A 16,901-nucleotide genomic window follows, 5' to 3' on the forward strand; every position below is an offset into this window, starting at 1 on the left:
CCGTCGTACGTTCTTCCTCATGACCGAGCAGACCCCCGCCCCCGGGCCCGGCGTGGACTCCGTGTCCACGGGCGTGCACCGCGAGCCCTTCTCCGCCGTCGGACCCTGGAAGGACGACCCCGCCGCCGCCGGCCAGGTGGTCTTCACGTCCGTCCACTCCGGGCACGCCCTGCGCCCGGAGGTGGCCGAGCGGATGGTCCTGGCCGAGGCCGACCGGTTCCGCGAGGAGGACCCGTTCACGGACGCGATCGGGGCCGGCGTGGGCTCCGGCCTGGTGATGCACCGCTCGCGCTTCGAGGTCGACCTCAACCGCCCCCGCGCCACGAGCGTCTACACGTCCCCCGAGCAGTCCTGGGGGCTGGACGTGTGGCGCGGCGGCCGCCTGGACGAGGACGTCGCCGAGCGCAGCCGGCAGGTCCACGACGCCTGGTACGCCGAGCTCGGCCGCCGCCTGGACGTGCTCGCCGGCCGCGGCCCCTACGTCGTGTTCGACGTCCACTCCTACAACCACCGCCGCGACGGCGCGAAGGCTGCGCCCGCCCCGCAGGAGCAGAATCCGGACGTGAACGTCGGCACCGGCTCCGTGGACCGTGAGCCCTGGGCCCCGGTGGTGGACGGCTTCATGGACTCCATGGCCCGCCCCCTGGTGGCTGGGCTCGGGCGCCGCCTGGATGTCCGGGAGAACGTGAAGTTCTGGGGCCAGAACGAGGCCCGCTGGGCGCACCGCCGTCACCCGGACCAGGCCTGCGTCCTGGCCTTGGAGTTCAAGAAGGAGTTCATGGACGAGTGGACCGGCCAGCCCGACGCCGCCGTGGTCCGCGAGCTCTCCGCCGCCCTGGCGGACGCGGCCGACGCCGTCGCGCAGGCCCTCGCCGACGTGAAGGTGCCGACGCCGTGACCGGGAACGCCGGCAGGACCGCGACGGAGGACACCCACGGCACCATGCCCGCCGAGCATGCCGCGCACGACGACGACGGCGGGGTCACCCCGGGGGTGCGCGGCACCTCCCGCGTGGTCGCCTCCCGCATGCTGTCCCGGTGGAGCGGCGAGCACCCCGGCGGGGGGCTGTCCCTGGCCGACCGCGCCGTCGACCACGAGCTCGGCATGCTCGCCTCGACGTTCCGCTTCCTGCTGGACGTCACGCCCACGAACGTCGAGTCCGCGCGTCGGGCCTTCCTGGAGCGGGACGAGCTGGAGCCCTTCGCCTACCGCCGCCTCGAGGACGACCCCGAGGTGCTGCGTCAGGTCCTCTACGACATCCCCGTCCAGGACGTGGAGGACCCCGTGCTCGGCACCCTGCTGCGCAACAAGGAGCGGGAGATCGACCTCCAGCTGGAGATGCTGCAGGCCCGGGACACGTCCGACTTCATGCCCCTGAGCATCGAGCTCTACGGCGCCATCACGCCCGCCCTCCGGGAGACCGCGGAGCACATCCTCGACCAGGTCCCCGTCCCCGAGCCGGACGCCGACGAGGCCGTCGACGCCCCGACGTTCCTGGCCCTGGCGCGGGAGGAGATCGAGCGCTACCGGGACCAGGACGCGGACATCGAGGCGCATGCCGAGATCCGCCGCGACGTCTCCGGGGTCATGGTCTCCGGCGACACGCTGCTGGTGGGCCCGGAGTCCACGGTCCAGCGCCGCCGCGCCGACGCCCTCGTCCAGCACGAGGTGGGCACCCACCTCGTCACCCACGTCAACGGCTCCGCGCAGCCGATCGCCTGCCTCGCCACGGGCCTCGCCGGCTACGACGAGACGCAGGAGGGCCTGGCCGTGCTCGCCGAGATCGCCGCCGGGCAGCTCACCGCATTCCGGCTGCGCCAGCTCGCCGCCCGCGTGGTCACCGTGCACCGCATGGTGGCCGGGGCCGACTTCCGCGAGTGTCACCGCGCGCTCGTGGACGACGGCATCCCGGCGTCGTCGGCGTTCACCACGGTGATGCGCGCCTTCCGCTCCGGCGGCATGACGAAGGACGCCGTGTACCTGCGCGGCCTGCTGGACCTGGTGGACCACGTCCAGCGCGGCAACGAGCTGGACCTGTTCCTGCTCGGCAAGTTCTCCCTGGCGGACCTGCCGCTGCTGGAGGACCTGCGCACGCGTGGCATCCTGCGCCCCGCACGCATCCGGTCCCGCTGGCTCACCGACCCCGTCCACCTGGCCCGCCTGCGGGCCCTCGCGGACGTCACCGATCCGGCGGCCCTCGTGAACGCCTGACCACGGCAGACGCCTGACCCCGCCGGCCGCGGCACCACGCCGCCCGCCCCTCCACCCCCCGACACCCCTGGGAGAGACATGAAGATCGGATTCGTCGTCAACGACGTCGCCACGGAGAAGCCCGTCTACACCACCACCCGCCTGGCCATGGCCGCGCTGCAGGCCGGGCACGAGGCATACCTCGTCGGCGCGGGCGACGTCGCTTACGAGCCGGACGGCTCGCTGTCCGTGCTGGCCCACGGCACGCAGAAGAAGCACCGCTCCCTGGAGCGCCTGCTCGAGGAGGTCCAGGACCCCGCCAACGCCGCCCAGATGCCCGTCGACGAGCTGGACGTCGTCATGCTGCGCAACGACCCCGCCGACGACGCCACCGAGCGCCCCTGGGCGCCGACCGCCGCGGTGTCCTTCGGGCAGCTCATCGCCGCAGCCGGCGTGCTCGTGGTCAACGACCCGCACACCCTCGCCAACGCGCTCTCCAAGGCGTACTTCCAGCACTTCCCCGAACTGGTGCGCCCCACCACGCTGATCTCTCGGGACGAGGCCCTGATCTCCGAGTTCATCGACGAGCGCGGCGGCAAGGCGGTCCTGAAGCCGCTGCAGGGCTCGGGCGGGTCCGGCGTGTTCCTGGTGGACCGGAAGGAGTCCCCGAACCTCTCCCAGATCGTGGAGGCCATCGCCCGCGACGGCTACGTGGTGGCCCAGGAGTACCTGCCGGAGGCGAAGAACGGCGACGTGCGCATGTTCGTCATGAACGGCCGCCCGCTCGAGGTGGACGGCCGGATCGCCGCGTTCCGCCGCCGGTCCTCCTCCGACGATGTGCGCTCCAACATGTCCGCCGGCGGCACCGCCGAGAAGGTGGACGTCACCGACGAGATGCTGGCGCTGGTGGAGGCGGTGCGCCCCAAGCTCCTGGCCGACGGCATGTTCCTGGTGGGCCTGGACATCGTCGGCGACAAGCTCATGGAGGTGAACGTCTTCTCCCCCGGCGGCCTGGGCTCGTGCCAGTCCCTCTACGGTGTGGACTTCGCCCCCGCGATCATCCAGGACCTGGAGCGCAAGGTCGCCACCAAGGACCACTACCTGGGACGGATCGACAACACGCGCCTCGCCGCCCTCTGAGGGGTCGGACCGGGGACGACGCCGGCCGGCGTCGTCCCCGGTCCGTGAGGATCCGGTGGGAGGCGTCAGTCGCGGGTGAGCTTGCGGTGCGTGACGCGGTGCGGACGCGCGGCCTCCGGGCCGAGGCGCTCCACCTTGTTGGCCTCGTAGGACTCGAAGTTGCCCTCGTACCAGTACCAGTTGGCTGGGTTCTCCTCGGTGCCCTCGTACGCCAGCATGTGCGTGGCGGTGCGGTCCAGGAACCAGCGGTCGTGGGAGACCACGACGGCGCAGCCCGGGAACTCGAGCAGGGCGTTCTCCAGGGAGGTGAGCGTCTCCACGTCGAGGTCGTTGGTGGGCTCGTCGAGGAGGAGCAGGTTGCCGCCCTCCTTGAGGGTCAGCGCCAGGTTCAGGCGGTTGCGCTCACCGCCGGAGAGCACGCCGGCCTTCTTCTGCTGGTCCGGGCCCTTGAAGCCGAACGCGGAGACGTAGGCGCGGGACGGCATCTCGACGTTGCCGACCTTGATGTAGTCCAGGCCGTCGGAGACGACCTCCCACAGCGACTTCTCCGGGTCGATGTTGGTGCGGTTCTGGTCGACGTACGAGATCTTCACGGTCTCGCCGATCTTGAGGTCGCCGCCGTCCAGGGGCTCCAGGCCCACGATGGTCTTGAACAGGGTCGTCTTGCCCACGCCGTTCGGGCCGATCACGCCGACGATGCCGTTGCGCGGCAGCGAGAAGGACAGGCCGTCGATCAGCGTGCGCCCGTCGAAGCCCTTCTGCAGGTTCGTGGCCTCGATGACGACGTTGCCCAGGCGCGGTCCCGGCGGGATCTGGATCTCCTCGAAGTCCAGCTTGCGGGTCTTCTCCGCCTCGGCCGCCATCTCCTCGTAGCGGGCCAGGCGGGCCTTCGACTTGGCCTGGCGGCCCTTGGCGTTGGAGCGCACCCAGTCGAGCTCCTCGGCGAGGCGCTTGGCGAGCTTGGCGTCTTTCTTGCCCTGGATCTCCAGGCGCTGGCGCTTGGTCTCCAGGTAGGTGGAGTAGTTGCCCTCGTAGGGGTAGAGGCGGCCGCGGTCGACCTCGCAGATCCAGCCCGCGACGTGGTCGAGGAAGTAGCGGTCGTGGGTGACCGCGACGACGGCGCCCGGGTAGGAGGACAGGTGCTGCTCGAGCCACAGCACGGACTCGGCGTCCAGGTGGTTGGTGGGCTCGTCGAGGAGCAGCAGGTCGGGCTTGCTCAGCAGCAGCGCGCACAGGGCCACGCGGCGCTTCTCGCCGCCGGACAGGTGCGAGACCTGGGCCTCGGGCGGCGGGCAGCGCAGGGCGTCCATCGCCTGGTCCAGCTGGGAGTCGAGGTCCCACGCGTCGGCCGCGTCGATCTCGGTCTGCAGCTGGCCCATCTCCTCCATGAGCGCGTCGAAGTCCGCGTCCGGGTCGGCCATCTCCTCGGAGATCGCGTTGTAGCGCTGGATCTTGCCGTAGATCTCGCCGACGCCCTGCTGGACGTTCTCGAGCACGGTCTTGTCCTCGTCCAGCTTCGGCTCCTGGAGCAGGATGCCCACGGAGTAGCCGGGCGAGAGCCGGGCCTCACCGTTCGAGGGCTCGTCCAGGCCGGCCATGATCTTGAGGATCGTCGACTTGCCGGCGCCGTTGGGGCCGACCATGCCGATCTTGGCCCCGGGGAAGAACGACATGGTGACGTCGTCGAGGATCAGTTTGTCGCCCACCTTCTTGCGGGCCTTGACCATCGTGTAGATGAATTCCGCCATGCGCTCCAGGCTAGTGGGTGGGGGCGGGAATCGACTCATCCGGCCCTCGGGGCCGGATGAGTCCTCCCGGGGCGCCCGCTCAGGCGACCGCGAGTGCCCCCGCGGCCTCGTGCGCGTCCTCCGCCGACGACGCCGGGGCGTCGCCCCCGGTGAACGCGGGCGGCAGCGCGAGGCCGAACCCGTCCGCCGGGGCGGCGTCCAGGGAGGCGCCGGCGTCGGCGTCCACCGGGGCGTCCGCGCGCTCGACGGCGTCCGCGCGGCGCCCGTTGCGCATGAACGCGGAGGCCCCGTACGCCAGGTCGAGGCCGACGGCGTCCGCCACGACGTCCACGGAGGTGCCGGAGCGGTCCTCGGTGGACCAGTCCCGCACGCGGAGGCGGCCGGTGACGATCACGGGGTTGCCCTTCTTCACGGACTGGGCGGTGTTGGAGCCGAGCTGACCGAACGCGGAGACGCTGTACCAGTTGGTGTGGGCGTCGACCCACATGCCGGCGTCGCGGTCGAAGCGCCGCTCCGTGCTGGCCAGGCGGAAGCCCACCACGGCGGCGCCGGAGGCGGTGTGGCGGGTGGTGGGATCCGTGGCGACGAAGCCGCGGATGGTGACGGTGTCCTGCATGGGTCCCCCTCGGGTGTCGGGCCGGCGGTCCGGTCCGGGTCTGCGACGGACCGGGCGGCCCGTCTGCTCCCATCCCACCCCCGGGCCGCTCCCCCACGCCCGGCCGCCGGACCGTTCCGTGGACGGGCCCACCCCGGCGGTCCGCTGTGCAGGAGGGGTCGGCGGCTAGACTGGCCCGGCCCAGCCCCAGTAGCTCAGCCGGACAGAGCAGCGGCCTTCTAATCCGCCGGTCGGGGGTTCGAATCCCTCCTGGGGCGCTTCCCGGCGCGCGACGCCGTCCATCGGGCCGCCGCGCCGGGCGTGGCGCCCCCGTCCCGAGGAGGCCCCATGCCCGCCCGTCGCTTCCCCGGTCAGGACCGCGTGCGCACCTGGCTCCACGCTCCCCGCCCCGCGGTCCCGGCCGTCGCCGTGACCCGCAGGCAGGGCCTGCACCTGGGCCTCGTCCTGCTCGCGTTCGCGGCCCTGAGCATCACGCACTCGTTCCTGCGGTTCGCCACCTACGAGGCCAAGGGCTACGACCTCGGCATCTTCGACCAGGTGGTGCGCCAGTACGCGCTGTTCAACGCCCCGCTCAGCTCCGTCAAGGGCGTCGACTTCAACATCCTGGGCGACCACTTCCACCCGATCCTCGCGCTCCTGGCCCCCACCTACTGGATCTGGCCGGACCCGAGGATGCTCGGGATCATCATGGCCCTCGCGCTCTGCGCCGCGGCGGTGGCCGTCTACCTCACGGCCCGCCGCCGGGTCTCCCACGGCTGGTCGCTCGCCGCGGCCGGCGTCGTGCTCTTCTCCTGGCCGTTCCAGGCCATGGTCAACTGGGACTTCCACGAGGTCACCCTCGGCGTGCCGATCATGGCGTGGCTCGTCTGGGCCCTCGACGGGGAACGCCCCTGGCTGGCCCTGGGCCTCGGCACGGCGCTGCTCACGGTCCGGGAGGACATGGGCGTCACGGTGTGCGCCCTCGCCGTGGTCTTCGCGCTGCGCCGCCGCTGGGTGCAGGCGGGCCTCGCGCTGGTCCTGGGCCTGGCCGGCTACTGGTTCGCGACCTCCGTGGCCATCCCCCACTTCTCCCCCACCGGCGGCTTCGGCTACTGGCAGTTCCAGGCCCTTGGGCCGGACATGGGCTCCTCGCTGCTGACGATCCTCACCCGGCCCTGGGAGGCCGTCGCGGCGCTGTTCGACCACCCGCTCAAGCTCGCCCTCTGGCTCCTGCACCTGGTGCCGCTGCTGTTCCTCCCCGTGCTCAGCCCGCTGACGCTGCTCGCGCTGCCGATCCTGCTCTCCCGCCTGTGGAACGACCGCCTGAACGTCTGGGCGCCGGTCTACCAGTACGACGCGATCCTCGCCCCGATCCTGCTGCTCGCCGCCCTCGAGGCGGCCACCGGCCTGGCCGCCCGGTTCCCCCGCGTCCGTCGGCTCCCGCAGGTCCTCCTCGCGTGGGCGGGTGCCGTCACGCTGGCCGGCACCGCGTTCCTCCCCCAGGTCTTCCCCTTCCACCGCACCCTCACGGGCCAGATGACGACGACGCAGCACGCCCGGGACCTCGACCAGGCGGTCGGGATGATCCCGGACGGGGTGTGCGTGGAGGCCGCCGACAACGCGGTCCCGCACCTCACGGACCGCACCCACGTGGGCCTGCACGGGGACATCGGCGACGACCTCGCCACCTGGATGATCGTGGACACCTCCGTCACCGAGCTCGGCGGCTGGGACCCGCTCACCCCGGACCAGGCGCTCGAGCGGGCGCGGCGCCTCGGCTTCGAGCGGGTGTGGTCTCAGGGCGACGTCGTCGTCCTCCACCACCCCACGCGCCCGGTCTCCGCGACCTGCACGGACTACCTGCGCCACCGCTGAGCGCGTCCCTCCCCCGGGGACGACGACGGCCCCGCCTCGATCAGGCGGGGGCCGTCGTCGGGCGGGGCGGCTCAGCGGGTGGGCTGGAGCCCGTGCCCGGCCGGGGGCAGGAGGAACCGGTCGGCGGCCCCGGTGAAGACGCCGGCGTTCGGGTCCTCGGCCACACCCGGGGCGAGGGGCTCGACCCCCTGCTCGAGGGCGGACCGGCGCACCGGATCCCGCTCGGGGTCGCGGATGTCGCGGATCACGGTCACGCAGATCCAGATCAGCGTGGCCATGTGCAGCACGATCCCGGAGGCGTACCAGACGGTGACCCAGGTCCCGCCGAACTCGCCGCCCGACGTGATCCGGGCGGACTCCATCCACACGCCGGCCCAGTGGAAGAACTCGGCGGCCTGCCAGATCCAGAACTGCTTGCGCCGCGGGGTGGCCAGCACCACGAGCGGGATCAGCCACATCACGAACTGCGGGGAGTACACCTTGCCCAGCAGCAGGAACGCGGCCACGATCAGCAGGCACAGCTGGGCCAGGCGCGGGCGGTGCCGGCTGGACAGGCCCAGGTATGCCACACCGACACAGCACAGGGCGAACAGCCCGTTGGAGATCACGGAGAACGCCGAGCCCGAGAGGCCCGTCCAGGTGAACGCCAGCCACATCGAGGAGAAGGACACCTCGCGGTCCCCGGAGAACGTGTAGAACCGGGACCACTGATCGAACGCGGTGAGCATGAAGGGCACGTTGACGGCCAGCCAGGCCGCAGCGCCGGCGGCCAGCGCGCCGAGGAACCCCCTCCAGCGGCCGGTGCGCAGGGCGAGCACGAGCAGCGCGCCGAAGAAGAACAGCGGGTAGAGCTTCATGGCGGCGCCGAGGCCCAGCAGGAGGCCGGAGAGGACGGGCCGGTCCTCACTCCAGGCCCACAGGGCGAGGGCGGCGAGCATCACGGCCCACAGGTCCCAGTTGAGCATGGAGGTCAGGATGATGCCGGGCGCCACGGCGACCAGCAGGGCATCCTTGGAGCGGCCGCGGGCCGTGAAGGCCGTGGCCACCACGACGGCCATCCAGCACAGCACCACGCCGGCCGCGTTGACGTCGAAGTACGTCACCGTGCGCTCGGCGAGCGTGCCGGTGGACGGCACCAGCCAGGAGCTCGCGCCCGCGACCACGGCCAGCAGCGCCGGGTACTCCATCCACTGCTCCTCCGGCAGCGGCGTGTAGAACGGGAAGTACCCGTCGGAGAGCCCGCGCGTCGGGAAGAGCTGCGCGAAGTCGGAGTAGCACATGTGCACGTGCACACCGGGGGTCGCCCAGCCGTTCAGCCGGCACCACTGCTTGGTGAGGAGGCCGACGACGGCGGCCGCCGCGGTGACGGCGATCAGCACGCCGATCCACCGCGGCGAGGGGCGGCCGGCGGGGCGGAGTCCGGCGGCGGGGCGGGGCGCGGCGTCGGCCGCGCGCGGATGCGAGCTCACGGTTCTCATTCCTGGACGGGGGCGGTGGGGGTCGTGGGGGCGGCCAGCGCCCGGCGCGGAGCAGGCCGGCCGCGGGGTTCGATGGTCTCATCCGGCGGCCTGCGGCGGCGCGGGAAGAGCACGGCGGTGGAGGGGTCCCGCCGGACCAGTGCCCAGGCGGCGACCAGGCAGGCCAGCGCGGCGACGACGCGCACCAGCCCCAGCGGCAGCCACTGCGCCACGGAGATCTGGTCCACCACGCCGACCCCGCACAGCGCGAGGACGAGGGCGGTCAGGACCCACCCCAGCCAGCGCGGGTGGTCGACGACGCCCGGAAGTGGACGCGGGGCGCAGGCCAGCAGCGGCAGGAACCAGAGCAGGTACCAGGGCTGGATGATCGGCGCCGTCACGATCGCGACGACCAGCACCGCCGCCGAGGCGACCAGCGGCTCCCGCGGGCTGCGTCGCAGCGCCATCCAGGCCGTGAACGCGAGGGCGGCGCACGTCATGGCGGAGTAGAACCAGCCCGCGGCCTGACGCGCCGGGACGTCCGAGACCAGGTCCACGGCCCAGCCGAGGCCCAGCCCCAGCAGGCCGACCGGGGCGTAGGGGAAGGCGGCGTCGCCGCTGGTGGTCATGGCCCGCACCCAGCCGAACCAGAGGCCGGTGCCGGCGCCGAGCACGGTGAGCACCGCGGCGGCGATCACGGCGGCCGTGATCCACGGGCCGATCCGCTCCACGCGGCCGAGCCGGCGGGCCCCGACGCGGAACCGGCTCCACCCCCCGGGCAGGAGCATGGCGAGGAACGGCAGGGTGAGCGCCGTGAGCGGCTTGATGGCCACGGACAGGGCCACCAGCACCAGCCCGGCCAACGCGACGACGCGGCGCCGCCCCACGCGGACGAGCAGGGCCGCCCCGGCGAGCAGGAGGCCGGTCATCAGCGCGTCGTTGTGGGCGCCGGCCACCATGTAGAGGAGGAACAGCGGGTTGGCCACCGAGACCCACACGGCCCAGGCGGGCTCGCGGCCCGCCGCGGCGGCGAGCCGGGGGACGGCCCAGAGGCAGAGCGCCAGTCCGGCCAGCGCCAGCAGGCGGAACGCGGCGACGGACAGCTCCACCTGTCCCCCGGTGAGCCGCCAGATCCCCTCGGCGGAGAGCAGGAACAGCGGCCCGTACGGGGAGGGCGACTCGGCCCAGATCGAGTCCGCGCCGTGCATGAACCAGCCCGGCAGGCGGGAGATCCCGTCCTCGTACGGGTCCAGGCCGAGGGCCACCAGGCGCCCCTGCTGGAGGTAGGAGAAGACGTCGCGGGAGAAGATCGGCAACGCCGCCAGCAGGGGCAGCGACCAGAACAGGGCGGCGCGCGCGGCCAGGTGTCCGTCAGCGGTCCAGCGGCCCTGCAGGGAGCGGCCCAGACGGAGCCAGGCGCGCACCAGGGCGAACACGCCGACGGCCAGGAGCACGGCGCACAGCAGCACGCCCGCCAGGCCCGTACGCAGGGGCACCAGGAGAGTGGAGCCGGAGAACACCGACAACGGCGTCATCGGCTGCCAGCCCACGCCCCAGGAGGCGACCATCACCGCCAGGGCGGCCCAGAGCCCCTCGCGGACGGCGGCGGCGGGCTCGGGCGCCGCGGCGGGACCGTTCAGGGCCCGGGATCCCCGCCCGGAGGGGCCGCCGTCGTCCCGGCGCGCGCCGTCCACCGCCAGGGTCACCGCGCGCCCCGGGCGGCCGCGTCCTCGGACCCGGACTCTCCCAGGCGCTCGACGGGATGCGGACGGGTGTGCGGGGCGGCAGCGCCGCCGGTGGGGCGGCGCCGCAGGCGACGCACCCCCTCGCGCAGGGCGGGGCGGACGTGCCAGTGGTCCTTGATGAACCGGCTGGTCTTGCGGTCGACGGCGAGGATCCAGACAAGGCTGACCCCGGAGACCAGGAGGGACGCCGCGCGCACCTCCTCCGCGATGTCCAGGAACTGCCAGGTGAACAGCTGGTCCATGGCCCCGAACGCGAGGAAGTAGCCGACCGTGAACACGACCCACTTGATCTGCCAGTTGTCCCGGAGGCCGATCACCGCGAAGAAGGGCAGGAGCCAGAGCAGGTACCAGGGCTGCACGATGGGCGAGAGCACCACCAGCGTCGTGAACGCCCAGGTCATGCGGGTGAACACGCGGTCCTGCCGGCCTAGGAACATCAGGGCGAGCACGATCAGCACGGACAGGAGGCGGCACACCGACTTGTAGAAGCCCTCGATGGCCTGCAGGTCCGGGCCCAGCTGGAGCACCTCCATGAGCACGCGCGTGGCGATGGACATCATGCCCACGGGGGCCCACGGCGAGGTGCCCGATCCGGTGCCGGCCATGACCTCCAGCCAGCCGAATCCGAAGCCGTTGAGCCGGCCCACCAGCACCATCAGCGCCAGGGAGAGGCCGCCGGTCACCGCCCAGTACACGAACTTCCGCGACCAGCCGGCGCGCGGGCCGGCCCAGAGCAGCCCGATGAAGGGCAGCAGCACCAGGGTGATGGGCTTGACGCCGAGGGATGCCGTGACCAGGACGACGGCGGCCACCCCCCAGCCCACGTGCGACGCGGTGGACTGCCCGCCGCGAGGATGCCCGGCGCGCAGCGCGCACCACGTGCCGGCCAGGGCCAGGCCGACCATGAGGGCGTCGTTGTGGCCCGAGGCCACGAAGGAGACCGTGAACAGCGGGTTCGCGGCGCTGACCCACTGCGCCCAGGCCCCGTTCACGGACAGGCGCCGGGCCAGCAGGGGCACGAACACCATGGTCAGCACGACGCCGACCACCGCCACCAGCCGGAAGAGGAAGATCGCGAGGTCCGGGTTCATGTCCCCGGAGATGCGGACCACGACCTCCTCGATCCAGAGGAACACCGGCCCGTAGGGGGTCTCCGAGCCGGCCCAGGTGGCGTCGGCGCCGAGCTGGAACCAGTTGTTCAGGGAGGAGATCGCGTCGGTGTACGGGTCCTGCCCGTTGACCATGAGCCGCCCCTGGCCCACGTAGGCGAAGATGTCCCGGCTGAAGATCGGCAGTGCGAACACCATCGGCAGGCACCACAGGGCCGTGGCGACGTTCACCGTCCGTAGGGCGCCGGGCCCGAACGGCCGCACGGTCTGCCCCAGGCGCAGCCACGCCCAGAACATCACCCAGCAGCCGAGGGTGAGCAGCACGGTGCCCGTCATCACGCCGCTCTCCTGGGTGCGCCACGGGATCAGCCACTGCCAGCGGTTGATCGGCGACGCCGAGGCCAGCCATCCGACGCTGAAGGAGCCGGCGACCAGCATCAGCGAGCCCAGCAGGCCCACGAGGATGGGCCACAGGGGGCGGCCCGCGACCTGGGGATCGGCCCGCAGGCCTCCGACTCCGATGTACTCGGGACGGAATGCGGTGGATCCGGAGGGCCCGGCGGCCGGCACGCCCATGCGGCGGCTCCTTCTCTGCACACGTCGACGGCGTCCCGGGTCCTGACGGGCGGGACCGGGGTTCAGGGGAATCTACCACCGTCCGCCCCGCGAGTAGCCTGGCCCCATGAGCGAGACGAGCACCCCCGCGCCCGAAAGCGCCCCCCTGGTCTGGATCGACTGCGAGATGACGGGCCTGGACCCTGACGTCGACGTGCTGGTGGAGGTGGCGGTCCTCATCACGGACTCGGAGCTGAACGTCCTCGACGAGGGCCTGGACCTCGTGATCCGCCCCACCCCCGAGGCCCTCGCCCAGATGGACCCCTTCGTGCGGGACATGCACACCTCCTCCGGCCTGCTGCCGGAGCTGGCGGAGGGCCTCGAGCTCGACGACGCCGCCGCGCGCGTCCTCGAGTACATCGCCGCCCGTGTGCCCGCCGGCAAGGGGCTGCTGGCCGGCAACTCGGTGGGCCAGGACAAGCTGTTCCTCGCCCGTTACATGCCCGCCGTCATCGACCACCTGCACTACCGGATCGTGGACGTGTCGACCGTGAAGGAGCTGGCCCGCCGCTGGTACCCGCGCGCCTACTACCAGGCCCCCGCCAAGACCGGCGGCCACCGCGCCCTCGGCGACATCAGGGACTCGATCACGGAGCTGCGGTACTACCGCGAGGCCGTCATGGTCCCGGCCCCGGGTCCGACCTCGGAGGAGGCCCGCGCCATCGCGGAGGTGGTGTCCGGGGCGCAGGCCTGACCTCCCTCCCGAGGAGTCGGGGGGCCGAATTCGGCGCCCCGGCCGAACTCGTGTACAGTGGAGCCCGCTGCGTCGCGCGGGGAGCCCCCGCAGGACGCGCATGGTGGGTGTAGCTCAGTCGGCAGAGCGTCTGGTTGTGGTCCAGAAGGTCGCGGGTTCAATCCCCGTCACTCACCCCAAATGGGTCAGGTTTGAACTTTCGACCAAGGGACCGCCGTTGGTCGAGGTTCGAACCTGACCCATCTTCTTTGCCTCGGCGGCCCAGGTGAGGGCGTCGGCCTGCAAGCCTTCGATGCTCAGCCCGTCGTACGGCGTCTTGTAGCCGACCCGAACGTCGTTGTCCTCATCGACGTAGATCGCCTTGAACAGCGCCTGGTTGCACAGCCGGCGGTTCGCGTCGTCGGCTGCCTTGACTGTAGAAAACTCTGTCGGTCTTCACGACATCGAGCGCAAGCACCGGACGGAAGGGAATGTCGATGGCAGTTGAGATGGGGCTGTGGCGGGCGGACGGTGACCGGCTCAGCCGAATCACGCCTACCGCGATCGGGCTTGAGTCTCAGCTGGAGACATACATCGAGTCCGATCCCGGAATGCTTGGTGAGACGTTGCTGGTCCTCGGCCCACAAGTCGCCACAGCGTTCGCCGGCTTCATCGATCTGCTGGCGCTCGATGAAACGGCGTGCGTGCACGTCATCGAGCTGAAGCGCGATAGGACGCCCCGTGACGTCACTGCACAGGCACTGGACTACGGATCGTGGGTATCCGGACTGGGGCGAGCCGAGATCCAGAGCATCTTCGAGGCTTACAAGCCGGGGGTGGCGCTCGAAGAGGCTTTCACCGAATGTTTCAACGAGACACTGCCCGAGGAATTGAACAGCGCTCAGACGTTCACGATCGTTGCAGCAAGTGTCGACGCGGCCACCGAGCGCATCGTGCGTTTCCTCAATGAAGACTTCGGTGTGCCGATCAACGTCGTGTTTTTCCGTCATTTCGCGGACAACGGGGCAAAGTACCTCGTTCGAACGTGGCTGGTTGAGCACGAAGGGCAGCAGCAGAGCGCCGCTACTCCCGCGCGGCAGACAAAGACTCGCGAAGCATGGAACGGCAGCGACTGGTACGTCTCCTTTGGCGAAGACTCCGGTACGCGGCAGTGGTCCGACGGCCGCAAGTACGGCTTCGTCTCGGGCGGCGGCGGAAAGTGGTTCTCGCAGACGCTGAAGAACCTCCCGGTCGGAGCGCGCGTCTTCGTTCACATCCCGAAGACTGGATACGTCGGTGTCGGCACTGTAACCGGTGAGGCTCGCCGATTCGATCAGCTGCAAGTCGAGGTCGATGGAGTAGATCGTCTCGTCAAGGAGCTACCACTCTCGGGTAGCTACGCGCACGAAGGCGACATCGAGGACGTGAACGCCGAGTGGGCTGTCCCAGTGGCCTGGACGCACACGGTGCCCCGCGAGCGAGCGATCTGGAAGAACGGCATGTTCGCCAACCAGAACACGGCCGCGAAGCTCCGTCAGAAATTCACCATTGAACATGTGCTTGAGGAATTCGATATTGCAGACTGAAGTTGTGTCGGAAGAAGGTGTCTTCAAGGTCACATCACTCGAGCATGGAGCGCGAGTATTGATTGAGTCACGGCTACCACCGCTATCTCTTCAGGCTAGACGAGCTCGTCTCCAAGCACTCAAGTCACGTCTCGCTGACGCTGTCTCTGAAGCGACAGACTTTCACTTCACCCACGATGTTGAAGCCACGTTCAACTGGTTTATCTCCGATCGCGAGCGGTACCAGACCCATACAGCTGCGGACCTCGACAACGTGCTGAAGCCGCTCCTTGACGCGACAACAGGGCCAAATGGCGTCATGATCGATGACAATCAGGTCCAATCGATCCGCGCCTGGTGGATGCCCCCAAGCCATCCTGATGTTGTATTCACGTTGGAGCTCGCGTCGTTGCACCCCGACGACACTCTCAAACGTGCTGGAGCCGCATTCGTCGAGTTCACCCCGGATACGAGCTACCTATTGCCTGGAGAAGCGAAGGATCATTGGGCGTTGATGGTTGATGATTATCGTCGCTCAGTTGAGCATCAAGCGTATGCGCGTTCGCTCGGGTTAGCCGATGACGTTGTCGCGATGTCCGGGCCAATCGCTCGACCATGGCACACGCAGAGACTCAGGATGCAAGGGTTCACCGTTATCCACGAAAGTAGCTTTCCGAGGTCTTCTGACCTCATCTGACGAGACGTTGCACGATCTCTCACGCGTCTGGCAGATCGAGGACGCCGGGACTGCTGCACGGATAGGTGACAACTGACGGGCCTAACCCGAGGGGTTGGGCTGGAAGGATGTCCACCGTGTCCAAGCCGTACCCCAAGGAGTTCCGTGATGACGTCGTGCGCATCGCTAGGAACCGTGAGCCCGGTGTCGAGCTCTCCCAGATCGCGAAGGACTTCGGGATCCACTTCACAACGCTGTACGCGTGGATGAAGAAGGCCGACATCGAAGACGGCGACCGGCCCGGCACGACTGAGGCACAGTACGCTGAGCTGCGTGAAGCCAAGCGCCGGATCAGGACCCTCGAGCAAGAGGTCGAGGTCCTGCGACGCGCTGCCGCCTACCTCTCCCAGGCGCACCTTCCGGGAAAATGATGCACCCGCTCGTCCGCGAGCTGGCCGTTGACGGGATCCCTGTCGCGGTGACGTGCCGGGTCCTCAAGATCGCCCGCCAGCCCTACTACCGCTGGCTCGCCAGCCCAGTCACGCCCGCTGAACTCGACGAGGCCTACCGCGCGAACGCACTGTTCGATGCCCACAAGGACGACCCCGAGTTCGGCTACCGGTTCCTGGCCGACGAGGCACGTGAGGCCGGCGAATCGATGGCTGAGCGCACCGCCTGGCGAATCTGCTCCGACATGGGTTGGTGGAGTGCGTTTGGGAAGAAGCGCGGGCGCAACGGCAAGAAGCCCGGCTCACCGGTCCACGACGACCTGTGTGCGGTGACCGACGAGAAGGGCCGGATCCGGCATCAGTTCAACGCCGACGCCGTGAACGAGCTCTGGATCGGCGACATCACCGAACACCGCACCGGCGAAGATCGCCTCTACCTGTGCGCGTTCAAGGACGTCTACTCCAACCGGATCGTGGGCTACTCCATCGACTCTCGGATGAAGTCCAGCCTCGCGGTGACGGCCTTGAACAACGCCGTCGCCAGGCGCGGTGAGGTCGCCGGATGCGTGGTTCACACGGACAGAGGGTCGCAATGTCGAAGCCGGAAATTCGTTCACGCCCTCAACCGCCACGGCATGGTCGGATCCATGGGCCGCGTCGGAGCAACGGGCGACAACGCAGCCATGGCATCGTTCTTCGCGCTGCTCCAGAAGAACGTCCTCGAGCGCCGGTCCTGGGCCACCCGGGAAGACCTGCGGATCGCGATCGTGACCTGGATCGAACGGACCTACCACCGCCGCCGACGACAAGTCGCGCTCGGCCGATTGACCCCGATCGAGTACGAAGCCATCATGACCACGCCAGCCAGTCAGGCTGCGTGACTAGCCACTGTCACCGGTCCATGCAGCAGTCCCAGCCGCTGATAGGCTCAAACCACGGTACCTGGGCCCTCCGGGTTGGGCTATCTCGTCCCGGGCAGGGTGCGAATTCAATCTCGAACCCGTGGTTCACCGAGCTACAGCTCGCTGCGCGAGCCGGTCAGGGGTCTCCGCACTCTCCCGACG

The 16,901-nt window shown here is 70.2% G+C and carries 13 protein-coding genes and 2 tRNA genes; 10 read left to right on the forward strand and 5 right to left on the reverse strand.

Annotated features, from left to right (window positions below; translation table 11 throughout):
• The first annotated feature begins 19 nt into the window (after positions 1–19).
• From KW076_RS09410 to KW076_RS09420, 3 genes are all read left to right on the forward strand, one after another.
• Entirely contained in the window at positions 20–898 is an 879-nt protein-coding gene (locus KW076_RS09410; RefSeq protein WP_224355091.1) for an N-formylglutamate amidohydrolase, read from the forward strand.
• Positions 895–2,211 (forward strand): peptidase MATCAP family protein, encoded by a 1,317-nt coding sequence (locus tag KW076_RS09415; protein WP_224355092.1) that lies wholly within the window; start codon positions 895–897, stop codon positions 2,209–2,211. The genes KW076_RS09410 and KW076_RS09415 overlap by 4 nt, the downstream gene beginning before the upstream one ends.
• A gap of 78 nt (positions 2,212–2,289) precedes the next feature.
• Complete coding sequence (locus KW076_RS09420) at positions 2,290–3,330, forward strand: glutathione synthetase (RefSeq protein WP_224355093.1); 1,041 nt, start codon at positions 2,290–2,292, stop codon at positions 3,328–3,330.
• Between the two features lie 65 nt (positions 3,331–3,395).
• Here the strand turns inward: KW076_RS09420 and ettA are convergent, their stop codons facing one another.
• Complete coding sequence (ettA, locus tag KW076_RS09425; protein ID WP_224355094.1) at positions 3,396–5,078, reverse strand: energy-dependent translational throttle protein EttA; 1,683 nt, start codon at positions 5,076–5,078, stop codon at positions 3,396–3,398.
• A 79-nt stretch (positions 5,079–5,157) separates the two neighbouring features.
• A complete protein-coding gene (locus tag KW076_RS09430) occupies positions 5,158–5,694 on the reverse strand; it encodes a single-stranded DNA-binding protein (protein ID WP_224355095.1) in 537 nt (178 codons plus the stop codon).
• A 183-nt stretch (positions 5,695–5,877) separates the two neighbouring features.
• Here KW076_RS09430 and KW076_RS09435 point away from each other — a divergent pair.
• Positions 5,878–5,951 (forward strand) — tRNA-Arg (locus tag KW076_RS09435).
• Between the two features lie 70 nt (positions 5,952–6,021).
• Complete coding sequence (locus KW076_RS09440; protein WP_224355096.1) at positions 6,022–7,548, forward strand: DUF2079 domain-containing protein; 1,527 nt, start codon at positions 6,022–6,024, stop codon at positions 7,546–7,548.
• A gap of 71 nt (positions 7,549–7,619) precedes the next feature.
• Here the strand turns inward: KW076_RS09440 and KW076_RS09445 are convergent, their stop codons facing one another.
• The 3 genes from KW076_RS09445 to mptB (KW076_RS09455) are packed head-to-tail and all read right to left on the reverse strand — an operon-like array spanning position 7,620 to position 12,435.
• Positions 7,620–9,017 carry a glycosyltransferase family 87 protein gene (locus KW076_RS09445; protein WP_224355097.1) on the reverse strand — a complete coding sequence of 466 codons (1,398 nt, stop codon included), beginning with the start codon at positions 9,015–9,017 and terminating at the stop codon, positions 7,620–7,622.
• Positions 9,018–9,022: 5 nt separating this feature from the next.
• Entirely contained in the window at positions 9,023–10,711 is a 1,689-nt protein-coding gene (gene mptB / locus KW076_RS09450) for a polyprenol phosphomannose-dependent alpha 1,6 mannosyltransferase MptB (protein ID WP_224355098.1), read from the reverse strand.
• On the reverse strand, positions 10,708–12,435 hold the full coding sequence (gene mptB, locus KW076_RS09455; RefSeq protein ID WP_224355099.1) for a polyprenol phosphomannose-dependent alpha 1,6 mannosyltransferase MptB: 1,728 nt from the start codon (positions 12,433–12,435) through the stop codon (positions 10,708–10,710). The genes mptB (KW076_RS09450) and mptB (KW076_RS09455) overlap by 4 nt, the downstream gene beginning before the upstream one ends.
• Positions 12,436–12,541: 106 nt before the next feature.
• On the opposite strand from mptB (KW076_RS09455), the gene orn reads away from it, so the two are divergent.
• The 5 genes from orn (at position 12,542) to KW076_RS09480 (ending at position 16,718) form a co-directional block, all read left to right on the forward strand.
• Complete coding sequence (gene orn / locus KW076_RS09460; RefSeq protein WP_224355100.1) at positions 12,542–13,168, forward strand: oligoribonuclease; 627 nt, start codon at positions 12,542–12,544, stop codon at positions 13,166–13,168.
• A 103-nt stretch (positions 13,169–13,271) separates the two neighbouring features.
• A tRNA-His gene (locus KW076_RS09465) sits at positions 13,272–13,347 on the forward strand.
• A 297-nt stretch (positions 13,348–13,644) separates the two neighbouring features.
• Positions 13,645–14,733 (forward strand): DUF8606 domain-containing protein, encoded by a 1,089-nt coding sequence (locus KW076_RS09470; RefSeq protein WP_224355101.1) that lies wholly within the window; start codon positions 13,645–13,647, stop codon positions 14,731–14,733.
• 4 nt (positions 14,734–14,737) lie between these two features.
• Positions 14,738–15,409: a RusA family crossover junction endodeoxyribonuclease gene (locus tag KW076_RS09475; RefSeq protein WP_224355102.1), complete on the forward strand. Its 672-nt coding sequence runs from the start codon at positions 14,738–14,740 to the stop codon at positions 15,407–15,409.
• 116 nt (positions 15,410–15,525) lie between these two features.
• A protein-coding gene (locus tag KW076_RS09480) for an IS3 family transposase (protein WP_434084316.1) occupies positions 15,526–16,718 on the forward strand; the annotation gives its coding sequence in 2 pieces (ribosomal slippage) (positions 15,526–15,810 and positions 15,813–16,718; 1,191 coding nt in all).
• Positions 16,719–16,901 lie beyond the last annotated feature (183 nt).

Source organism: Micrococcus porci (genome assembly GCF_020097155.1).
Lineage (GTDB): Bacteria > Actinomycetota > Actinomycetes > Actinomycetales > Micrococcaceae > Micrococcus > Micrococcus porci.